The 21,877-nt window shown below is 73.7% G+C and carries 16 protein-coding genes and 1 pseudogene; 14 read left to right on the top strand and 3 right to left on the bottom strand.

Translation table 11 applies throughout. From position 1 onward, the window contains the following. Positions 1–347: 347 nt before the first annotated feature. The 13 genes and pseudogenes from ACN28C_RS33835 to ahcY all read left to right on the top strand — a co-directional run bounded on the left by ACN28C_RS33835 (position 348) and on the right by ahcY (position 17,503). The gene (locus tag ACN28C_RS33835; protein ID WP_422771523.1) at positions 348–1,283 is read left to right on the top strand and encodes an IniB N-terminal domain-containing protein; all 936 of its coding nucleotides are present in this window, start codon (positions 348–350) and stop codon (positions 1,281–1,283) included. A 118-nt stretch (positions 1,284–1,401) separates the two neighbouring features. Then, a complete protein-coding gene (locus ACN28C_RS33830; protein ID WP_422774906.1) occupies positions 1,402–3,531 on the top strand; it encodes a GTP-binding protein in 2,130 nt (709 codons plus the stop codon). Further along, complete coding sequence (locus tag ACN28C_RS33825) at positions 3,528–5,078, top strand: hypothetical protein (protein WP_422771522.1); 1,551 nt, start codon at positions 3,528–3,530, stop codon at positions 5,076–5,078. Before ACN28C_RS33830 ends, ACN28C_RS33825 begins: the two co-directional genes overlap by 4 nt. A gap of 433 nt (positions 5,079–5,511) precedes the next feature. Beyond that, positions 5,512–6,555 (top strand): glycoside hydrolase family protein, encoded by a 1,044-nt coding sequence (locus ACN28C_RS33820; RefSeq protein WP_422771521.1) that lies wholly within the window; start codon positions 5,512–5,514, stop codon positions 6,553–6,555. A gap of 112 nt (positions 6,556–6,667) precedes the next feature. After that, the gene (locus ACN28C_RS33815; RefSeq protein ID WP_422771520.1) at positions 6,668–8,140 is read left to right on the top strand and encodes an aldehyde dehydrogenase family protein; all 1,473 of its coding nucleotides are present in this window, start codon (positions 6,668–6,670) and stop codon (positions 8,138–8,140) included. Between the two features lie 41 nt (positions 8,141–8,181). After that, positions 8,182–8,826 (top strand): deoxyribonuclease V, encoded by a 645-nt coding sequence (nfi, locus tag ACN28C_RS33810; protein ID WP_422774905.1) that lies wholly within the window; start codon positions 8,182–8,184, stop codon positions 8,824–8,826. Positions 8,827–9,002: 176 nt separating this feature from the next. Continuing rightward, complete coding sequence (locus ACN28C_RS33805; RefSeq protein ID WP_422771519.1) at positions 9,003–10,310, top strand: hypothetical protein; 1,308 nt, start codon at positions 9,003–9,005, stop codon at positions 10,308–10,310. Between the two features lie 126 nt (positions 10,311–10,436). Beyond that, complete coding sequence (locus tag ACN28C_RS33800; RefSeq protein WP_422771518.1) at positions 10,437–11,822, top strand: phosphomannomutase/phosphoglucomutase; 1,386 nt, start codon at positions 10,437–10,439, stop codon at positions 11,820–11,822. A 69-nt stretch (positions 11,823–11,891) separates the two neighbouring features. Next, positions 11,892–12,065, top strand: a pseudogene (locus ACN28C_RS33795) (Trm112 family protein); the annotation flags it as partial. Positions 12,066–12,160: 95 nt separating this feature from the next. Next, on the top strand, positions 12,161–13,354 hold the full coding sequence (locus tag ACN28C_RS33790) for an SIS domain-containing protein (protein WP_422771517.1): 1,194 nt from the start codon (positions 12,161–12,163) through the stop codon (positions 13,352–13,354). A 67-nt stretch (positions 13,355–13,421) separates the two neighbouring features. After that, positions 13,422–14,390: a cation diffusion facilitator family transporter gene (locus ACN28C_RS33785; protein WP_422771516.1), complete on the top strand. Its 969-nt coding sequence runs from the start codon at positions 13,422–13,424 to the stop codon at positions 14,388–14,390. A gap of 3 nt (positions 14,391–14,393) precedes the next feature. Beyond that, positions 14,394–15,569 (top strand): mannose-6-phosphate isomerase, class I, encoded by a 1,176-nt coding sequence (gene manA, locus ACN28C_RS33780; RefSeq protein ID WP_422771515.1) that lies wholly within the window; start codon positions 14,394–14,396, stop codon positions 15,567–15,569. A 434-nt stretch (positions 15,570–16,003) separates the two neighbouring features. Further along, positions 16,004–17,503, top strand: a complete 1,500-nt coding sequence (gene ahcY / locus ACN28C_RS33775; protein ID WP_422771514.1) for an adenosylhomocysteinase — start codon at positions 16,004–16,006, stop codon at positions 17,501–17,503. Positions 17,504–17,601: 98 nt separating this feature from the next. On the opposite strand, the gene ACN28C_RS33770 is transcribed toward ahcY, so the two are convergent. Beyond that, positions 17,602–18,588, bottom strand: a complete 987-nt coding sequence (locus tag ACN28C_RS33770; protein WP_422771513.1) for an RDD family protein — start codon at positions 18,586–18,588, stop codon at positions 17,602–17,604. 42 nt (positions 18,589–18,630) lie between these two features. Between ACN28C_RS33770 and ACN28C_RS33765 the strand changes: the two genes are divergently transcribed. Then, positions 18,631–19,623 carry a stage II sporulation protein M gene (locus ACN28C_RS33765; protein WP_422771512.1) on the top strand — a complete coding sequence of 331 codons (993 nt, stop codon included), beginning with the start codon at positions 18,631–18,633 and terminating at the stop codon, positions 19,621–19,623. Here the strand turns inward: ACN28C_RS33765 and ACN28C_RS33760 are convergent. Beyond that, positions 19,601–20,911, bottom strand: a complete 1,311-nt coding sequence (locus ACN28C_RS33760; protein ID WP_422771511.1) for a DUF58 domain-containing protein — start codon at positions 20,909–20,911, stop codon at positions 19,601–19,603. The two genes, ACN28C_RS33765 and ACN28C_RS33760, sit on opposite strands and share 23 nt — an antisense overlap. Next, positions 20,908–21,837 carry an AAA family ATPase gene (locus tag ACN28C_RS33755; RefSeq protein ID WP_422774904.1) on the bottom strand — a complete coding sequence of 310 codons (930 nt, stop codon included), beginning with the start codon at positions 21,835–21,837 and terminating at the stop codon, positions 20,908–20,910. Before ACN28C_RS33755 ends, ACN28C_RS33760 begins: the two co-directional genes overlap by 4 nt. Positions 21,838–21,877 lie beyond the last annotated feature (40 nt).

Below are 21,877 nucleotides of genomic sequence, written 5' to 3'. Positions count from 1 at the left end.
TCGCGGCTTCACCGGGGGGCGCCCCGGGGTGGTTGGGCTCGCCCGGCGGGCCGTTAGGGGAGTCATCTTTTCGTACCAGAGATCTATCCGCCATCGGGACCCTAACTCTGGGACGGCACATCCCCTATGCCCCTAACGCAGATCTAAGGCGTCGCCCTAGCGCGCGGGCCGCCAGACCCCGGAGTCCTCCCCGATGTCGGACGCGCGCGATTCCGGCTACCGTCGCTACGACGTCCGGCGGCGGCGCTACGCAGCGCGCCGCCGCCGGATCGCTCCACCGCGCAGCACAGGCTCCAGACTCGCAGCACAAGATGGGCTGACGAGAACCGCACCGAGGAGACCGGCACATGGGCTCGCCCCAGACACTGCACGACTTCGTGCTCAACCTGCTGACCAACCCGGACGCCCGGTCGGCCTTCGAGATCGACCCCGAGGGCGCGCTGCGTGAGGCCGGGCTGGCCGACCTCAGCGTCGCGGACGTCCAGGACGTGGTGCCGCTGGTGGTGGACTACGCGCCGGTCCAGGGGCTCACCTCGCTGGCGCCGGTCGGCGACGACGGCGGGCTCGGTCAGTTCCAGCTCGACCCGACCGGCGTGATCGGTCAGCTGCAGGACGTGGCGCAGTTCGGTGCCGCCACGCACTCCACGGGCCCGGACATCAACGCGGCGACGCTGGGTGCGATAAGCGTCGCGCCGGAGGTCCTCGGCGGCGTCGGCGCCGCCGTGCCCGGGCTCGGTGGCGACCAGCTCGCCGATCCGCTGGGTCTGGTCGACCCGCTGGTGCCGACCGGTGTGGATGTCGCCGACAGCCTCGACTCCGAGGTGGTGGACCCGGCGCTGAGCAACCCCGGCGGCGTGGTGGGCACCGCCGACGGCGCGGTCGGCGACCCGGTGGGTGGCGGTCAACTCGGCCTGGTCGACTTCGCCGGTGACACCGTGCGGGGCACCCTGGACGGTGTCACCGGCCTGGTCGACTCGCTGGGCGTGGGCGGCACCGTCGGCGGGGTGACCGACACCGTGGGTGGCGTGACCGACACCGTCGGCGGTGTGACGAACGCGGTGACCGGAGTCGGCGAGGGCCTGGACATCGCACCCCTCAGCTCCACCGGAGCACCGGTCCTCGACGGCCTCGATGCCGGGTCGACGGTGACCGGCCTGACGGACACCGTCGGCAGCACTCTCAGGGACACCACCTCGGGTGTCCTCGGTGACAACGGCCATGCCGGAGAAGTAGACGCCTCCACCTCCGGCGGCCTTCTGGGGATCGCGGACGACCTCCTCTGAGCGCGGGAAGTCCGTGAGGCCCGCCGAAGGCCGGACCGTGGTCCCACGGTCCGGCCTTCGGTCCTCTTCTCTTGGCTCCTCTTGATAATTCCGGCGCAACCGGCACACTTGGTGCGTGATGCCGCCCAGCTGGCTTGCCGTGCTCGACGAGGTCGTTCGGGTCTCCGGTACGCATGGTCGAAGTGACCTGATCGCCTGGCTCCGGCAGCGGCGGACCCAGTTGCTGGATCCGAGACTGCGGGTGCTGGTGGTCGGCGAGCCCAAACAGGGCAAGAGCCAGCTCGTCAACGCACTGCTCAACGCCTCGGTCTGTCCGGTCGGTGACGGGATCAGCACCACCATTCCGACCGTGGTCGGGCACGCCGAGGCGCCGACCGCCGCCCTCGTCTGGAGCCCGCCGCAGCCGCTCGACCGGCCGGCGCAGCCACGACCGGCAGACGGTCGCGGCCCGTCGGATGGTCGGGGTCCGGAACGACCGGGTGGTGGCCGGCGCCCCGTCCCGCAGGCACCTGCGGAGCGGTCCGGGTCACCGGAGGATCTCCCGTCCCCGGTCGGGGCGCGGCCCGGCACGGCGGTGTCCGGGCCGGCGCGCCGGATCGCCGTCCCGATCGAACAGATCACCGCCCGGATCAGCGGCCGCAGCGGCGGGATCGGGGACGTTCCCGCCACGGCGACCGGCGGGCCGGCCGGCGCCGGGCGTACGGTCGGGTCTGGCGGGCGGCGGCCGACCGGTGGCCTGGAGCATGCCGAGATCGGCATTCCCCGGGCGCTGCTCGCCTCGGGGCTGGTTCTGGTCGACACGCCCGGCACGGGCGGCACCGACCCGGGCCGGGCGATCAGTCCGGCCGCCACCCCGAGCCAGGCCGACCTGGTGCTGCTGGTCTCCGACGTGACCCGGGAACTCTCGGTCGCCGAGATGAACCTCCTGCTGCACATCGCGCGGTCGCACGCCAACCTGGCCGTGGTGCAGAGCAAGATCGATCTGGTGCCGCACTGGCGTACGGTGGTCGAGCGCAACCGCCAGCACCTCGCCGACGCGGGCGTCCCGGCGGCGCTCATCCCGGTCTCGGCGACGCTGCGGTTGCAGGCGGCCCGGAGCAACGACAAGCAGCTCAACGCCGAGTCGCACTTCCCGGAGCTGATCAACCGGCTCAGGCGCGACCAGGCAGGCAAGACCGACGCGCTGGCCCGGGCGGCGGTGGCACACAGCGCCCGCACCGCACTCGAACAGCTCGCGGCGCCGCTCCGTGCCGAACTCGCCGTCTCGAAGGCCGTCACACCGGAGCAGTCCGGCCCGATCGCGAAGCTGCACGCGGCGCAGCGCGAGGTGGACGAGCTGCGCCGGTGCTCACAGCGCTGGCAGAACACCCTCAACGACGAGATGGCGGACCTGATCTCCGACGTCGAGTACGACCTGCGGGACCGTACCCGGCAGATCCTGCGCAAGGTCGACGAGGCGTTCGACAAGGCCGATCCGCTGACCGGCTGGGACACCTTCCAGGAGTGGCTGACCGAGAACCTCACCGACGCGGCCGAGGCCAACTACGCCTGGCTGGCCGAGCGCTGCGGCTGGATCGCCAACCGGGTCGCCAGCCAGTTCGACCGGTACGGCTTCGACGCGCTGCCGAGCTGGTCGGTGCGGGTGCCGGAGAACCTCGGCGACCGGATCCAGATCATGGAACAGCCCACTGTGGAACGGTTCACCCCCACCCAGAAGCTGGTCACCGGCCTGCGCGGCTCGTACGGTGGCGTGCTGATGTTCGGCCTGGCCACCACGCTGGCCGGCATGCCGCTGATCAACCCGATCTCGCTCGGCGCCGGCGCGCTCTTCGGCGGCAAGAGCGTGCGCGACGAGGGGAAGTCGCTGCTCAAACGGCGGCAGGCGGCGGTCAAGACGGCCACCCAGCGGCACGTCGACGACTTCTTCCTCCGGCTCAGCAAGGACTGCAAGGACACCGCCCGGCAGGTGCAGCGGATGCTCCGGGACCACTTCACCGCGCTGAGCGAGGAGTTGCAGGAGGGGATCGTGCGGTCGTTCCGGACCGCCAAGCAGGCGGCCGAGACGGAGGCGGCAGAACGCGACCAGCGTCAGCGCCGGATCGCGCTGGAGATGAAGCGGCTGGCGGACATCTACGAGCGGGCCCAGGCGCTGGTCGGCACGGAGTCCCTCGGTGCCGGACCCACCGGCACGGAGTCCCTCGGTGCCGGACCCACCGGCCTGGAGTCCGGCCGGGGTGGTCTCGGGTGAATCGGGTGGGCCGGTTGGACGAGGCGGCCTGGGGGCTGGTGCACGAGGCGCTGGAGGTCTACGGCAACGATCCCCGGGCGGTGGAGCAGTTGCACCGCCAGTTCGCCCGCTTCGAGGAGCCGCTGCGGATCGCGGTCGCCGGGCCGTGGCGGTCCGGCAAGTCGACCCTGGTGAACGCCGTTATGGGCGAGGCGGTCGCGCCGGTCGAGGTGGCCGACGGCCGCCAGGTCTTCACCTGGTACGAGGACGGGCCCGAGCCGAGGGTGACCGCGTACCCGGCCGGCGGTGCGCCCCGGGACCTCGCGGTGACCCGTACCGCCAGCGGGATGCGGGTCGACCTCGGGGGCGGGCGGTGGGACCAGGTCGACGACATCGTGGTGCAGTGGCCGACCCGGGCACTGCGGCACGCCGTGCTTATCGACACCCCGGCGGTCAGCACCGGGGTCACCGGCGCCCGGCCGGCGGGCGAGGACACTCCGTCAGGGCGGCGGGCGCTCGGTGCCGGGCCGGCCGCCGGGGGAGACGCCGAACTTGTCGCCGGACCGGGCGGCGCGTCCACGATGGAGCGTATCGTCCGCGAGACGGACGCGGTGCTCTGGCTGAGCCGGGACGGCAGCAGTGACGAGCTTGGGCCGCTGCACGCGGCGCAGTCGGGGATGGTGGCCCGAGCCGCGCCGGTCAACGTACTCCTGGTGCTCTCCCGGGTGGACGAACTCGCCGGCGGCCGGGTCGACGCCCTGCTCACCGCCAGGCAGCTCGCCCGCCGGCACCGTCGCGATCCCCGGATCAACACCCGCTGCCTCAGCGTGGTCGCGCTCGGTGGGCTCGTCGCGCTCGCCGGCCGGATGCTGAGCGAGCCCGACTTCGCCGGGCTGGCCGCGCTGGGCCGGCTGCCCCGACCCGACACCGACCGGCTGCTCCTCTCCACCGACCGGTTCACCGCGGTCGACTTCCCGGTCGCGGTCGACGTCGAAACCCGGCAGCGGCTGCTCGACCGGCTCGGCATCTTCGGGGTACGCCTGGCGACGACGCTGGTCCGGACGGGCTGCGACAGCCGCGCCAAGCTCGCCGCCGAGCTGGTCCGGCGCAGCGGCCTGACCGAGCTGCGCGAGTCGATGAACCGCTACTTCGTGGACCGTGCCCCGGTGCTGAAGGCGCGGGCGGTGCTGATGGCCCTGGAGTCCCTGATCCGCGCCGAGCTCCGCCCGGGAGCGACCGAGCTGCTCGCCCGGCTCGAGCAGGTGCTCGCCGGGGCGCACGAGTTTCGCGAGCTGCGGCTCTCGGCGGCGCTGCTCGGCGGCGAACTCCGCTTCGACGCGGAGCTGGCGGCCGAGGCCAACCGGCTGGTCGGCGGTGACGGTGCCAGCCTGGCGGCCCGGCTCGGCGTCGAGCACGACGCCACCGGGGACGAGCTGTGGGCGCGTGGCTCGACGGCGGTACGCCGTTGGCAGGACCTGGCCGAGGACCCGCTGCGCGGCATCGACCAGCGCCGGGCGGCCCGGGTCGTGGTACGCAGCTGCGAGGGAATGCTCGCCGAACTCTCCTGACACTCTCCTGAGCCGAAACCCGATAGCCCTCTACGCCCACACAACAACCCCCTCCCGCCCTCCCCGCCCTCCCCGCCCTCCCCGCCCTCTGCCCTCCCTCCCCGCCCTCCCCGCCCTCTGCCCTCCCGCCCCCGCCCTCCCTCCCCCCGCCCCCGCTCGCCTGCTTCGCAAACTGCAAGATCTCGGATCTTGGAACCCGATGGTCGCCATAGCGACCCTGCGATTCCAAGATCTGCGATCTCTTTCGACTTTGGAGGTTGGTGCGGTGATCCGGGGGTGGGGGAGATCCGTAGTGCGGGGTGGGGGTTGTAGGTGCGGCGTGGGAGGTTGAGCGGTGGGGAGGAAGGCGAGCATGATGCGAGCGGGTAGGAGGGACCCCGACGAGGGGAGGCCGGGGGAAGGTTCCCTACCGGTCGGGGAGGCGGCGGCGGAGGTGCGGCGGTCAGCGCCGGGCGGGGTACGCCGGCTGGTCGGGCCGGTCTCGATCGGTGCGGCGGTCGCCGGGCTCGTGGCAGCGGTCCTGGTGGCCGTGCAGGTGACCCAGCCGCCCGCTCCGGACGCCACGGCGGCCGATGCCGGCGGTGCGCCGAGCGCCACCGCCACCGCCACCGTGCCTGGCGGCGCGCCTGCCGCACCGACGCCGACGCTCACCGGCATCTCGCCGAGCCCGCACCCGGCCACGCCGACGCCGCGGGCCCGGACGTCTTCGCGGCCGGCCGCAGCGGCGGGATTGGCCCGCACCTCCGACAAAAAGGGGGTGGCGGTCTGGACGTTTCCCGGCGTCGGCCAGGCGCTGGCGAACTCGAAGGCGAGCTGGTACTACACCTGGGCCACCCACCACCAGGGGATCACCACGCCCCGGGGCGTCGACTTCGTGCCGATGATCTGGGGTCGGGACAATGTGGACCCCGGCAGCCTGTCCCAGGCGAAGGCGGCCGGGCCGTACCTGCTGGGCTTCAACGAGCCGGACATGGCCGGCCAGGCGAACATGAGCGTGGAGGAGGCGCTGCGGCTCTGGCCGAAGGTGCAGGAGACCGGTGCCACGCTGGGTAGCCCCGCGGTCGCCTTTGGCGGGGCCGACCCCGGCGGTTGGCTCGACCGGTTCATCTCCGGCGCCAGGTCGCGCGGTTACCGGGTCGACTTCATCGCCCTGCACTGGTACGGCGGGGACTTCGTGACCGCCAACGCCGTCAACCAGCTCCGGCAGTATCTCCAGGCGGTTCACCAGCGTTACCGGATGCCGATCTGGCTCACCGAGTACGCGCTGATCGACTTTTCGAACGGCGGTACCCGGTTCCCCAGCGAGCAGCAGCAGGCCGCCTTCGTCACCGCCTCCACGAAGATGCTGGCCGGCCTCCCCTACCTGCACCGGTACGCCTGGTTCGGCCTGCCCGCCACCGACCGCGACCGCACCGGACTCTTCCGTACGGGCAACCAGCCGACGGCGGTCGGTCGGGCCTTCCAGGCCGCCGGCTGATCAGTGGCGGCGCCGGATACGCGGCGGCGCGGGACCGGGATGCCTGACCGGGATGCCTGACCGGGGCGCGGGACCGGGGCGCGGGACCGGGGCGGAGCGTTAGGCTGCCGACGTGGAGTCCGTGCCGTTCCTCCTCGCCGGCCGGCCGGCCCAGGGCGCCGAGGCCCTCGTGGTCCGGCGTCCCTACGACGGGCGCGACGTCGGCCGCACCAGCCACGCCGATAGGGAGCAGGTCGAGGCGGCGGTCGCCGCCGCCGAGTCGGTAGCGGAGCGGGCCGCCGCACTGCCGGCGCACGTCCGGGCCGGTGCCCTGGAGCACGTGTCGCGCCGGCTCGCCGAACGGGCCGAGGAGGTCGCCCAGGGCATCACCGCCGAGAGCGGCAAGCCGGTGAAGTGGGCCCGGGTCGAGGTGGCCCGCGCGGTCTCGACCTTCCGGTGGGCGGCCGAGGAGGCCCGGCGCTGGTCCGGCGAGCTGCAGCGGCTCGACACCGACCCGGCCGGTGAGGGACGGATCGCCCTGGTCCGCCGGGTGCCCCGGGGCCCGGTGCTCGGCATCACCCCCTTCAATTTCCCGCTGAACCTGGTGGCGCACAAGGTCGCCCCCGCGCTCGCGGTCGGGGCGCCGATCGTGGTCAAGCCGGCCCCGGCGACCCCGCTGACCGCGCTGCTCCTCGGCGAGCTGCTGGCCGAGGTGACCGAGCCGGACGGCCCGGACGGGCCGGGCAGCGGCCTGCCGGCCGGGATGGTCTCGGTGCTGCCGCTGCCGAACGAGCGGGCCGGTGACCTGGTCCGCGACCCCCGGCTGCCGGTGGTCTCCTTCACCGGCTCCGGGCCGGTCGGCGCGGCGATCCGGCGGTCGGTGCCGGAGAAGCACGTCACGCTGGAACTCGGCGGCAACGCTGCCGCCGTGATCTGCGCGGACTGGGCCAGCACCGACGACTTCGGGTACGCGGCGCAGCGGATAGCCACCTTCGGCAACTACCAGGCCGGGCAGAGCTGCATCGCGGTGCAGCGGGTCTTCGTGCACGAGTGGCTGCTCGACGGATTCCTGCCCCGGCTGGTGGCGGCGGTCGCGGCGCTGCGTACCGGGAATCCGGCCGAGGAGGCCACGGACGTCGGGCCGCTGATCGACGGGGCCGCCGCCCGGCGCGTCGAGAGCTGGGTCGACGAGGCGGTGGCGGCCGGGGCAACCGTCGAGCTGGGCGGTCGCCGCGAGGGCGCCTGCTACGCCCCGACGGTGCTGACCGGGGTGCCGCCGGGCTGCCGGGTCGACACCGAGGAGGTCTTCGGACCCGTCCTGGTGGTGGCGCCGGTGCCGGACGACGCGGCCGCGTTCGCCGCCGTCAACGACTCGGCGTACGGGTTGCAGGCCGGGGTCTTCACGCACAGTGTGCAGACCGCCTTCGCCGCGTACCGGACGCTCCGGGTGGGCGGGGTGATCGTCGGGGACGTGCCGTCGTACCGGGCCGACCAGATGCCGTACGGCGGGGTGAAGGGCAGCGGCGTCGGCCGGGAGGGGGTGCGCAGCGCGATGGAGGACTACACCGAACCCCGGGTCATGGTGCTGAGCGGCATCGAGTGGTAGGCCGCCCGCCGGAACTCTCCACAGTCGCGGCGACCGTGCCGATCCCGGCCACGATCGCCGAGGCCGAGGCGGTGCAGGACGAACTCCGCCCGCTCGTCGACCTGGTCGGGCCGGGGCCAGCCGAGCCCCGCACCGTGGCCGGCCTCGACGTGGCGTACGCCGAGGACGGCGACCGGCTCGCCGCCGCCGTCACCGTGCTGGACCCCGGCACCCTGACTGTGCTGGACACGGCGGTCGCCACCGGCAGGGCCGCCTTCGACTACGTACCGGGACTCTTCGCCTTCCGCGAGCTGCCCGCCCTGCTGGCCGCGCTCGCCCGGCTGACCGTCGAACCGGAGCTGCTGGTCTGCGACGGGCACGGCCTCGCCCACCCGCGCCGGTTCGGACTCGCCTGCCACCTCGGGGTGCTCACCGGCCGCCCGGCGATCGGCGTCGGCAAGACCCCGCTGGTGGGCCGGTGGACCGAGCCGGAGCATCGGCGCGGCTCCTGGACACCGCTGCTCGACGGCACGGAACAGGTCGGCCGGGTGCTGCGTACCCAGGACGGCGTCAAGCCGGTCTTCGTCTCCGTGGGGCACCGGATGGACCTGGAGAACGCCTGCGCCCAGGTGCTCCGGCTGGCTCCGCGCTACCGCCTGCCGGAGACGACCCGCCAGGCCGACCGCCTCTGCCGCGCCGAACTGTAAGGAAGGGCCCCTTCTTATCGCTTTCTGTAGAAGAAGGGCCCCCGCCTAACCCCTCGGGGCAGGATTCGGCGTAGCGCCGGGCGGGCATGAGAGAGGCTGGGCGGGCACGAGAGGGTGCGGGCTTCGGCCCACCGGTAGCCTGTGCCCGGATCCGCACTGCGACAAGCGAGGTGATCATGTCGGTACGGCATGCCGCGAGCCGGCTCGGAGCTGTCTGCCTGCTGGTCGCAACGACGGTGTTCCTGACCGCCGTCCCGGTCGGAGCCGCGGGTGAGGCCGTCCGGGTCCGGGCGCCCAACTCGATAAGCGCGGGCGGTTCGCCGGGCTCGGTGACGGTGAACGTCTCGATGCGCAGCGGTGACTGTGTCAGCGTCCGGACCTCGCTCGGCATACACCTGCCCGGGCTGACCGCCGATCGGGTCGAGGTGCGGGTCGCGGCCGACGGTGGCTGGCGTCGCGTGCCGGTCTCGGCGGCCGGCGGGTTGGTCGTCACGGAGCGCACCGCGCCGAACCGGCCCGAGCTCTGCGCCCGGAAGAACGTCTCCAGCCGTTACCGGGTGACCCTGCTGGCCGGTGCGCCGGCTGGCCGGGTGGGCCTGCTGGCCGAGGCGCACACGGCAAACGGTCGGCTGCTCGGTCGGGGCACCGACACGGCCCGGGTGAGCGGCCGGACCGGCGTCACCCCGGCACCGACGCCGAGTACGGCGGAGGCGCTGACGCCGTCCCCGACCGTGGAGCAGACCGAGGAGGCGGTGGCGGAGCCCACCCAGGAGGTGGCCGCCGCGGCCGCGCTGCCGGGGAGTACGCCGGCCGGCGTCGAGTCCGGCGGGTCGCTCGGGCTCGGTGGGCTGGTGATGCTTGTCGGTCTGGTGATGGTCGGAATCGGTGTCGCCCTGCTGGTGCTCCTGATCCGGCGTGGCCGGGCGGACCGGGCTCGTCGGGCGGCGGCCCAGGCGTCGGCGGATGCCGACCGGACCGCCCGGATCGTCGTGCTCGGCGCGGAGCCGGCGCCCCGCGTTCCGCCGGCCGACGCCTCCCCGACGACCCGGATTCCGCCGGTCGGTGCGTCTCCGACGACCCGGATTCCGCCGGTCGGTGCCGCCGGGCCGGCGGCGGGCGGAGGGCCGGGGTCGGCAGGTGGCGTTCGACCACCGGCAGGCGCCGCCGTGCCGGGCTTCGGGGAACAGACGCTGATCCTGCCCACCGCCGGAGGCATCCCGCCGCGTCCGGCCGGCGCGACACCGCCGCGCCAGGCGGGGCCGGTGCCACCCCACCCCGGTCCGCCGGTAGGGGCCGGTGGCGGAGCGCCCGGCGAGGTGCCTGCCCGTGCCGACGGCGCGGCGTCCCGCCCGTCGAACGGGCCGGCGCGGCTCGACGGTCGGCCGCCGGGCGAGGACGGGCCGGTGCCGCCGGAACAGCCGTCTGCCGGCGGACCGGACGCCACGTTGATCCTGCCGCCCGCCCGTCGCCGCCCTCCGCGGTAGCGGGCCGGTGGGAGCAGGCTGCGATCGGTGCTCTTCGCCGCCGGTGGCTCGCCTTGGGGCGGGGTGCGCCGTTCGGCTCCGATACGCTCAGGCCGTTGACCGAGTGTCCGGCTGAGGGGCGAGATCTTGTCTGATTTGTCCGCTATCGTCAAGGCGTACGACGTCCGGGGCACCGTTCCCGAACAGTGGGACGAGCGGGTCGCCGAGGCGTTGGGTGCAGCCTTCGCGCAGCTTCTCCGTACCTCCGGGGAGTCCGTGGAGACCGTCACCGTCGCGCACGACATGCGGGAGTCGTCGCCCGGGCTCGCCGCCGCGTTCACCGACGGCGTCCGCTCCGAGGGCCTCGCCGTGCTCCACCTCGGCCTGGGCAGCACGGACCTGCTCTACTACGCCTCCGGCAGCCTCGGGTTACCCGGCGCGATGTTCACCGCCAGCCACAACCCGGCGGCCTACAACGGCATCAAGATGTGCCGGGCCGGCGCGCGGCCGCTCGGCCAGGACACCGGGCTCGCCGAGCTGCGGGACCGCGCCCAGGCACTGCTGGACAAGGGTGAGGCGCGCCTGGTGGAGGGCCCGCTGCCGCCGCTGGAGCACCGGGACATGCTTTCCGGGTACGCCGCCCACCTGCGCACCCTTGTCGACCTCTCCGGGATCCGTCCGCTCAAGGTGGTGATCGACGCGGGCAACGGCATGGGCGGGCACACCGTGCCGGCGGTGCTCGGCGATACCGTCCTGCCGGCCCTGCCGCTGGAGATCGTGCCGCTCTACTTCGACCTCGACGGCTCGTTCCCGAACCACGAGGCCAACCCCCTCGACCCGGCGAACCTGGTCGACCTCCAGGCGGCGGTACGCCGGCACGGCGCCGATGTCGGGCTCGCGTTCGACGGCGACGCCGACCGGTGCTTCGTGGTCGACGAGCGGGGCGAGCCCGTCTCGCCGTCGGCGATCACCGCCCTGGTCGCCGTCCGCGAGCTGGCCAAGCACCCGGGTGCCACGATCATCCACAACCTGATCACGTCGAGCGCGGTGCCGGAGATCGTCCGGGAGCACGGCGGCGTGCCGGTCTGCAGCCGGGTCGGGCACTCGTTCATCAAGGCCGACATGGCCCGGACCAACGCGGTCTTCGGCGGTGAGCACTCGGCGCACTACTACTTCCGGGAGTTCTGGTTCGCCGACACCGGCATGCTCGCCGCGATGCACCTGCTGGCGGCGCTCGGCGAGCAGTCCGCACCCCTCTCCGAGCTGGCCCGGGCCTACGAGCGGTACACCGCCTCCGGTGAGATCAACTCGACGGTGCCGGACCAGCGGGCGAAGGTGGCGGAGGTCAGGGCGGCGTACCCGGAGGCGGAGGCCGACGAGATGGACGGGCTGACCCTGCGGTTCGCCGACGGCGCCTGGCTCAACCTGCGTCCCTCCAACACCGAGCCGCTGCTCCGGCTCAACGTCGAGGCCCCCACCCCGGACCGGATGGTGGCACTCCGCGACGAGGTGCTCGGAGTCGTTCGCCGTTAAGATCCATCGCGCCGGTCGGCGACCCGCCGTCAGCCGACCTACCGCACGAGGAGTGGAAGGAGCCGCACCGTGGCCCTCGACCCGCAGTTGCTGGAGATCCTGGCCTGTCCGGACACCCACCACGCACCGCTGGACTACGATCCGGCGGCGCAGACCCTGACCTGCACCGAGTGCGCGCGGATCTTCGACGTACGCGACGACGTGCCGGTGTTGCTGCTGGACGAGGCGCGCGGCGGCCCGGCGACCGGTGCTGGCGCGATCTCCGGCGATGGCGCCCCCTCCGGGGACGGTGCCACCTCCGGCGGGGGAGACGTCTCCGGCGAGAGCACGGACCCGCGATGATGGACGGCACGGCCGGTCTGCGCGGTCGCCCGGTCGCCGACGAGGCGCTGCTCGACGACGTGGCGGCGATGTCGGAGAACGATCCCGGCGGCATGCTCCGGCACACCGCCGCAGCCGGCGCGCAGGTGCGGGAGTCCGCCGCGCTGGCCGCCGAGGCCAATCTCGGGATGCTGGCCGACGAGGGTCGGCCCCGGGCGGTCGTCATCGCCGGCATCGGCACCGCCGCCCGGACCGGTGAGGTGCTGACCACCGTGGCCGGCCCGCGCTGCCCCGTACCCGTGATCCAGCATCGCAGCGCCGGGGTGCCCGGCTGGGTCGGCGCGGCGGACGTGGTCATCGCGGTCAGCGCGTCCGGGCGCGGCCCGGAGGCGCTCGGCGCGGCCGAGGCCGCCGCCCGCCGCGGCGCCCGGCTGGTCGCGGTCGGCGCACCGGACTCGCAGCTCCAGTCGGTGGCCGAGGGCGTACGGGCACCGTTCGTGCCGGTCCCGCGCCGGGCACCGGCCAGGGCCAGCCTCTGGGCGCTCACCGTGCCGGTGCTGCTCGCCGGCCGCGCGCTCGGCCTGGTCAAGGTGAACGAGGCCGATCTGGCCGAGACGGCGGCCCGGCTGGACACCGACGCCGACCGGTGCCGCCCGTCCGCCGAGTCCTTCGTCAACCCGGCCAAGTCGCTGGCGCTCGGCCTGGCCGGCTCGGTGCCGATCGTCTGGGGGTCGTCGCCGTTGGCGACCGCCGCGGCCCGGCGCTTCGGCGACACCCTCTCGGCGAACGCCCGGTACCCGGTGGTGGCCGGCGCCCTCGGCGAGGCGGGCCGGGGCCGGGTCGGGCTGCTCGACGGCGTCTTCGGCGGACTCGTCGAGTCCAGCCGGGACATCTTCGCCGACCCGGACGACGAGATGCCCGGCACCCGACTGCGGCTGGTGCTGCTCCGCGACGGTGGCCTGAACGCCGACGACGACACCGACGAGCCGCTGGTGGTGGAGGAGCGCCGGGCCGACGCGGTGCAGACCCTCGCCGAGCGGCGCGGGGTGCGCTGCGACGTGGTGACCGCCGAGGGCGGCTCGGCGCTCGAGCGGCTCGCCTCGCTGACCGCCGTCCCGGACTTCGCCTCCATCTACCTGGCTCTGGCGCACGGCCTCGACCCGATGGCCGTACCGGCGATCACCGAGATGAAGGAGCTGTCCAACCCGTGAACGAGCAGACCACCGGGCCCGGCATCGCCGTGGCTCACGCCCGCGCCGAGCCGGCCGGGGCCCGCTCGTGAGCGCGGGCGGCGGCACCAGGGCGATCGTCGCGGCCCTGCTGGCCAACCTGGGGATCGCGGTCACCAAGTTCGTCGCGTTCGGGCTGAGCGGCTCGTCGTCGATGCTCGCCGAGTCGATCCACTCGGTGGCCGACTCCGGCAACCAGGCGCTGCTGCTGCTCGGCGGGCGCCGGGCGAAGCGCAAGGCCACCCCGGAACACCCCTTCGGGTACGGCCGGGAGCGCTACATCTACGCCTTCATCGTCTCCATCGTGCTCTTCAGCCTCGGTGGCCTCTTCGCGCTGTACGAGGCCTACCACAAGTGGCACGAGCAGATGGAGCATCCGGGCGGCATCGAGTCCTGGCAGTGGCTGCCGGTGGTCGTGCTGGTGGTCGCGATCATCCTGGAGTCCTTCTCGTTCCGGACCGCGATCGTCGAGTCCAACGCGGTACGCGGCAAGGCGAGCTGGTGGGAGTTCATCCGCCGGGCGAAGGCGCCGGAGCTGCCGGTGGTGCTGCTGGAGGACCTCGGTGCGCTGCTCGGTCTGGTCTTCGCCCTGGTCGGCGTCTCCATGACCCTGGCGACCGACAACGGCTACTGGGACGCCGCCGGCACCGCGGCGATCGGCATCCTGCTGGTCGCGATCGCGGTCGTGCTGGCGTTCGAGACCAAGAGCCTGCTGGTCGGCGAGGGAGCCTCCGCCGAGGACGTCCGCCGGATCGAGCAGGCGATCACCGGCGGCGCCGAGGTCGAGCGGATCATCCACATGAAGACCCTGCACCTCGGGCCGGAGGAGCTGCTGGTGGCGGCGAAGGTCGCGGTGCGGCCGTACGCCTCCGCGGCCGAGTTGGCCGAGGGGATCAACACGGTCGAGGCGCGGATCCGCAACTCCGTGCCGATCGCCCGGGTGATCTATCTGGAGCCGGACATCTACCGGAACGCCGAGCAGCCCGCGGACGGCGTACCGGAGCTCAAGGAGGCCTGACGGGTGGAGCCGCTGTACGGCCGGATCCGGGACTACGCGTGGGGGTCGCGGACTGTTCTCGCCCAGCTGCAGGGGCGCCCGGTGCCGAGTGAGGGCCCGGAGGCGGAGCTGTGGCTCGGCGCCCACCCCGGCGACCCGAGCACGCTGCACCGGGGCGGGGCGCCGCTGAGCCTGCTCGACGCGCTGGCCGAGGATCCGGGGCGCTGGCTCGGGGCGGACGTTGTCGACCGGTTCGGGCAGCGGCTCCCCTTCCTGCTCAAGGTGCTGGCCCCGGAGGCGCCGCTGTCGTTACAGGCGCACCCGGACGCCGAGCAGGCCCGCGCCGGGTACGCGGCCGAGACGACCGACCCGGAGTTGACGCACCGCAACTACGTCGATCCCTATCACAAGCCGGAGATGCTGGTCGCGGTCTCGCCGTTCCGGGCGCTCTGCGGGTTCCGTGATCCGGTGGAGTCGGCGGAGCTGCTGGAGGCGTTCGGCGTACCGGCGCTGGCTCCGGTGGTCGGTGCGCTGCGGGCCGCCTCCGGCGGGCTGCCGGAGGCGGTGCGTACGCTGCTCAGCTGGCCGGAGCCGGAGCGCGCCGGACTGGTCGCGGCGGTGGCGGCGGCGCAGGTCGGCGAGCGGTTCGCCCCCGCCGCCGAGCTCGCCCGCGACCTGGCCCGGCGCTACCCGGGGGATCCGGGTGTGCTGGTCGCGCTGCTGCTCAACCACGTCAGCCTGGCGCCGGGGGAGGCGATCTGGATGCCGGCCGGCAACCTGCACGCCTACCTCCACGGCGCCGGGGTGGAGATCCTGGCGGCCAGCGACAACGTGCTGCGCGGCGGGCTGACCCCGAAACACGTGGACGTCCGGGAACTGCTCCGGGTGCTCCGCTTCGAGGTGCTCGCCGACCCGGTGGTCAGCCCGGTGCCGGTGGCCCCCGGGGTGGTCACCTGGCCGGTGCCGGTGGACGACTTCGCGCTGCACGGCGTACGCCTGGACCGCCGGGTGGGGTCGGCCCGGCTCGCGCCGCGCGGTCCCCGGATCGCGCTCTGCCTGGCCGGTGAGGTCAGCGTGGCGGACGGCGCCGGATCGACGCTGCTCGGGCCCGGCGAGGCGGCGATCGGCCGGGCGGACGGCGGGCAGCTCACGGTCAGCGGCGACGGCGAGCTCTACGTCGCCTCGGTCGGCCCGGCCTGAGCCCTGCTGCAGCCTCCATCCAGGCCCCGCTCTTTCCGCCCGGGAGATGAGTGCTCCCAAAAGGGAAATTTGCGGATCAGCTTGACAGTTATCTTGCTCAGTGTGACGCTATGAGCACGCCGTGTTATCGCGGAAGAGAAAGCAGGTCCGAAGACACGCGCGGGGGAACCAAACCGGGGGGATGCGCGGGGCGGCCGGAGGCTGGGCGGAAACGCTCGGGACCGGCCGCCCCGCGCGCTGTCCGGGATGTCGACGAGTTGTTCCCGCCCCGCCGCCGCAGGGCCCCGTGACCTCTCCGTACGACCGGCGACCCGGTGCGGGCGGCCCGGCCGGAGGTCCGTACTGTCCGGATTGCGACCCATCCCCGGTCCCTCGGGTGACACCCACGGCGTAACGTGGAGGGTCGCGTCGCAGACCATACGACAGGAGCGTTCATGACCAGCACTCTCCCGGCACCGGCAGGTGGGCCGGCCGCCGCGCCCCGCCCCGGCACCGTCGCCGAGGGCGACTACAAGGTGGCGGACCTCTCCCTTGCCGAGTTCGGGCGCAAGGAGATCCGACTCGCCGAACACGAGATGCCCGGCCTGATGTCGATCCGCCGGGAGTACGCGGCGGAGCAGCCGCTCCGCGGCGCCCGGATCACCGGCTCGCTGCACATGACGATCCAGACCGCGGTGCTCATCGAGACGCTGGTGGCGCTCGGCGCGCAGGTCCGCTGGGCCTCCTGCAACATCTTCTCCACCCAGGACCACGCCGCCGCCGCCATCGTGGTCGGCCCGGACGGCACCGTCGACGCCCCGTCGGGCGTACCCGTCTACGCCTGGAAGGGCGAGACGCTCGAGGAGTACTGGTGGTGCACCGAGCAGGTGCTGCTCTGGCCGGACGGCCAGGGGCCGAACATGATCCTCGACGACGGCGGTGACGCCACCCTGCTGGTGCACCGGGGCGCCCAGTTCGAGGGCGCCGGTGCGGTGCCCCCGGTGGAGAGCGCCGACTCCGAGGAGTACGCGGTCGTCCTCAACCTGCTGCACCGCTCGCTCGCGGAGGACGACCGGCGCTGGACCCGGGTCGCCGCCGCCATCAAGGGTGTGACCGAGGAGACCACCACCGGCGTGCACCGGCTCTACGAGATGCAGCAGAACGGCACGCTGCTCTTCCCGGCCATCAACGTCAACGACTCGGTGACCAAGAGCAAGTTCGACAACAAGTACGGCTGCCGCCACTCGCTGATCGACGGCATCAACCGGGCCACCGACGTGCTGATCGGTGGCAAGACCGCCGTCGTGCTCGGCTACGGCGACGTCGGCAAGGGCTGCGCGGAGTCGCTGCGCGGCCAGGGCGCCCGGGTGATCGTGACCGAGGTGGACCCGATCTGCGCGCTGCAGGCCGCGATGGACGGCTACCAGGTCGCCACCCTGGAGGACGTGGTCGAGACCGCCGACATCTTCATCACCGCCACCGGCTGCTTCGACGTGATCCGCAACGACCACATGGCGCGGATGAAGCACCAGGCGATCGTCGGCAACATCGGCCACTTCGACAACGAGATCGACATGGCCGGCCTCGCCAAGCGCTCCGACGTGCAGCGGATCAACATCAAGCCGCAGGTCGACGTCTGGCAGTTCGACGACGGCCACTCGATCATCGTGCTCTCCGAGGGCCGTCTGCTGAACCTCGGCAACGCCACCGGGCACCCGAGCTTCGTGATGTCGAACTCGTTCGCCAACCAGACGATTGCGCAGATCGAGCTCTTCACCAAGACCGACCAGTACCCGGTCGGCGTCTACACGCTGCCGAAGCACCTGGACGAGAAGGTGGCCCGGCTGCACCTGGACGCCCTGGGCGCCAGGCTGACCGAGCTGACCAAGGAGCAGGCCGCGTACCTCGGCGTGCCGGTCGAGGGGCCGTACAAGTCGGAGCACTACCGCTACTGATCCCCGGACCGCGGCCTGACGAGCAGCCCCGGGCCGGTGCCATCCGGCCCGGGGCTCGCCGCGCTCCAGCGACCGCACACCGGTGCCGCCATGTCCGCCTAACCGGTCGATCCGCTCCGCGCCGCGGGCACCGCCACCACGGGCTGTGGCGTCGTCGGCACCGGTGCCGCCGGCCGCACCGGCGCCACCGCCGGAGCCTCCGCACCCCGCGTGCCGAGCTCCGGCCAGAGCGCCGAGGTCACCGACCGGTTCCGGGCCAGCCGCCGCCGCGCCCGCGCGTGCCGCTCGGCCAGTACGGCGGCCAGGTAGGCCCACTCCGGCAGGCCCGGGGGTGGTGGTGGGGCGACCACCGCCGCGACCTCCGCCCAGAGTGACCGGGTGAGCCGGTGCCGGGCGTCCCGGGTCAGCGTCGAGGTCCGGCTCAGCAGCTGGCGTACGGCCAGCGCCAGGCCGTCGTCCAACCGGGTCAGGTCCAGGGAGGCAGCCCAGCCCGCGAGCGGCGGAACCATCATCGGGACGTAGCCCGTGCCGGCCGGGCTCCGCTCGTGGATGACCAGCGTGCCGGCGGCCAGGTCACCGAGGCGGCGACCCCGGGGATCGCTGAGCATCACCGTCACCCCCGCCGCCCAGGTGAGCAGGGGCAGCACCAGACCGGGCCACTCCACCGCGACGCCGACCAGGCTTCGGGTCAGCGCCTGCCGGAAACCCACCCGGCCGCCGTCGGCCCGGATCACCCGCAGCCCGACGGCGAGCTTGCCGACCGTACGCCCGGAGTTGAACGTCTCGCAGAGCACCGGATAGCCGACCAGCACCAGCACCACGCCGACGGTCTGCAACCCGGTCAGTAACGCCCTGTCCAGGCTGCCCGGGCCGACGGTCGAGGTCAGCAGGATGCTCGCGCCGCTCACCAGGATCACCGCGAGGGTGAGCTGCACCAGGATGTCGACCAGCAGCGCCAGCGCCCGGGAGCCGAGCCGGGCGGCCCGGATGTCCAACTCGACCGCCTCGCCGCTGACCAGCCCGGCATCCGCACCGTAGCCGGCGCGGTAGGGGGCCGGCGCCGACCTCGGTGGTTGCGCTGTCACACGGACAGTGAACACTATGAGCGCGAAACCTGGGGAGCTGAGTTGGATCTCGACGCGTACACGGCCGAGCACGAGCGGGAGTGGCGGCGGCTGGCCGAGTTGACCCGGCGGCACCGCCTCGACGCCGACGGGGTCGACGAGCTGATCGCGCTCTACCAGCGGGTCGCCACCCACCTGTCGGTGGTGCGCAGCCGCTCGCCCGATCCGGTGCTGGTCGCCCGCCTCTCCCAGCTGGTGCTGGCCGCCCGGGGCAGGCTGGCCGGGCGTTCCGGTTTCTCCTGGGCGGCCGTCGGCCAGTTCTTCACCAGCGGTTTTCCGCTGGCCGTCTACCGGAGCTGGCCGTGGTGGAGCGCGGTCGGCGTCTGCTTCGTGCTGGTCGCGGGCTTCCTGATGGTCTGGACCGCCGAGCATCCGGAGGCCGCTGCCGCGCTGATCGGCGACGAGGCCGCGGCGGAGGCGCTCGAGGCCCGTTTCGTCGGCTACTACAGCGAATACTCCGCGCCCAGCTTCGCCTTCCAGCTGTGGACCCACAACGCCTGGATCGCCGCCCGCTGCCTGGCCGCCGGCATCCTGGTCGTGCCGGTCTTCTACCTGCTCTGGCAGAACGCCGTCAACATCGGCGTGACCGGCGGGGTGCTCGCCGCCTACGATCGCACCGACGTCTTCTTCGCCATGATCACCCCGCACGGCCTGCTGGAGCTGACCGGGATCTTCCTGGCGGCCGGCGTCGGCCTGCGGATCGGCTGGGCCTGGATCGCCCCGCCGCGCGACCTGACCCGGGGCCAGGCGGTGGCCCGGGCCGGCCGCTCCGGCATCATGGTCGCCGTCGGCCTGGTGGGACTCTTCGCGGTCGCCGGCCTCATCGAGGCCTTCGTCACCCCGGCGTCGGCCCCCACCGGGGTACGTGTCGGCATCGGCGTGCTGGCCTGGCTCGGCTTCCTCGGTTACGTGCTCCACTTCGGCCGCCGGGCGAGCCTGCGCGCCGCGCGACGGTGCAGAGACGACGGGCGGGTCAGAGCTGGCCGAGGGACTTGAGTCGCAGGTAGGTGTCGGTGACCATCGGGGCCAGCCGACCCGCCGGGGCGTCGACCACGGTCACCCCGTGCCGGGCCAGCGCCGACCGGACCCGCTCCCGGTCGCCCAGTGCCCGCCAGGCCGCTGCCGCCGCATAGGCGTCCTGGACTTCCAGCGGCGACCGGGTGGTGAGGTCGGTCAGCACCGGATCGTGCACGGACGCCACGATCACCCGGTGCCGGGTCGCCAACCGGGGCAGCACCGGCAGCAGCCCCTCGCCGAGGGCGCCCGGTTCGAGGCCGGTGAAGAGCACCACCAGGGAGCGCCGGCGCTCCCGCCGGAGGACCTCTCCGGCGACCAGTTCGAAGTCGGTCTCGACCAGGGCCGACTGGAGCGGCGCGAGCGCGTCGACCATCCGGGCCAGCAGCGTCGGCTGGGCGCCCCCGGTCAGCGCCACCCGCACGGCACTGTCCACGGCCAGCAGATCGACCCGGTCACCGGCCCGGGCGGCCAGCGCCGCCAGCAGCAGGGCGGCGTCGATGGCGGAGTCCAGCCGGGGCTCGTCGCCGACCCGTACCGCCGAGGTGCGTCCGGTGTCGAGCACACATACCACCCGCCGGTCCCGTTCCGGCCGCCAGGTCCGGACCAGTACGTCGGCCCGCCGGGCACTGGCCCGCCAGTCGACCGAGCGCACGTCGTCGCCGACGACGTACTCCCGCAGGGTGTCGAACTCTGTGCCGTGGCCACGGCCGCGCGTCACCTCGGTGCCGTCGATGATCCGGAGCCGGGCCAGCTTCTCCGGCAGGTGTCGGCGGGAGTCGAACCGGGGCAGCACCCGCAGTGTCCACGGCGGCGTCGGCGGCTGCCCGGCCCGTTGCCGGAACGCCAGCCCCAGCGGCCCGTACGAGCGCAGGGTCAGCCGCAGCGCCGGCCGGTCACCACGGCGGGTCGGGGTCAGCCGGCTGGGCAGCTCGACCCGGGCGCCCGGGTCGACCCGCAGGATCGGGGCACCGGGGAGGTCTGGCCGGGCCCCGGCGGACGGCACCCAGGCGTCCCGGACCATCGCGCGCAGTGGCCGGTGTGAGGTGTTGTGCAGCCGTACCGAGACCGTGGCGGTGTCGCCGAGCCGTACCGCCCGGTCGCCGTCCCGGCTCGCCTCGACCGCGCCGGGCGGGGCGGCCAGCCGCCAGTCGAGTACGGTCAGCGCCAGCACCAGCCCGGACGTTACCGCCACGCCGAGCCAGGGCGCCGGCCAGAGCGGCAGGGTCAGTGCGCCCGCGCCGAGCAGGACCGCCGCCCGTCCCGTCATCGGGGTGTCGGCACGGTGCCGAGCACCGCGTCCAGCACCGACCGGGTGGTGACGCCCTCGAGCTCGGCCTCGGGCCGGAGCCGGAGCCGGTGCCGCAGCGTCGGCCGGGCGACCGCCTTGACGTCGTCCGGCGTGACGTGGTCGCGGCCGGCCAGCCAGGCCCACGCCTTCGAGGTGACCAGCAGCGCGATCGCGCCCCGGGGAGAGGCGCCCAGCTCCAGCGCGGGCGCCGCCCGGGTGGCCCGGCAGAGGTCCACGACATAGCCGAGGACGCTCTCGGCGACGGCGGTCCGGCTCACCGCCGCCCGGGCCAGCGCCAGATCGGCGGGGCTGGCCACCGGGCGTACCCCGGCGGCGGCCAGCTCGCGCGGGTCGAAGCCGGCATGGTGCGCCCGGAGCACGCCCAGCTCCTCGTCCCGGCTCGGCAGCGGCATGGTCAGGTGCAGCAGGAAGCGGTCGAGCTGGGCCTCGGGCAGCGCGTAGGTGCCCTCGTACTCCACCGGGTTCTGCGTCGCGGCCACGATGAACGGGTCCGGCAGCGGCCGGCGGCTCCCCTCGACCGAGACCTGTCGCTCCTCCATCACCTCCAGCAGCGCGGCCTGGGTCTTCGGCGGCGTCCGGTTGATCTCGTCGGCGAGCAGCAGGTTGGTGAAGACCGGACCCTCCCGGAAGGTGAAGGCGGCGGTGCGCGGGTCGAAGATGAGTGAGCCGGTGACGTCGCCGGGCATCAGGTCGGGGGTGAACTGGAGCCGCTTGGAGTCCAGGTCGAGTGCGGCCGCGACGGTCCGCACCAGCAGGGTCTTGGCCACCCCCGGTACGCCTTCGAGCAGCACGTGCCCCCGGCAGAGCAGCGCGATCACCATCCCGGTGACGACGGCGTCCTGCCCGACGACCGCCCTGGCGACCTCGGCGCGCAGCCGGTGCAGGGCGGCCCGGGCCTCGTCGGCGCCGCCCGGCCCGGCCTGC

It is taken from the genome of Plantactinospora sp. WMMC1484 (assembly GCF_049315195.1).
In the GTDB taxonomy this organism is placed as follows: domain Bacteria; phylum Actinomycetota; class Actinomycetes; order Mycobacteriales; family Micromonosporaceae; genus Plantactinospora.
This window is presented reverse-complemented; position numbering and strand designations above follow the sequence as displayed.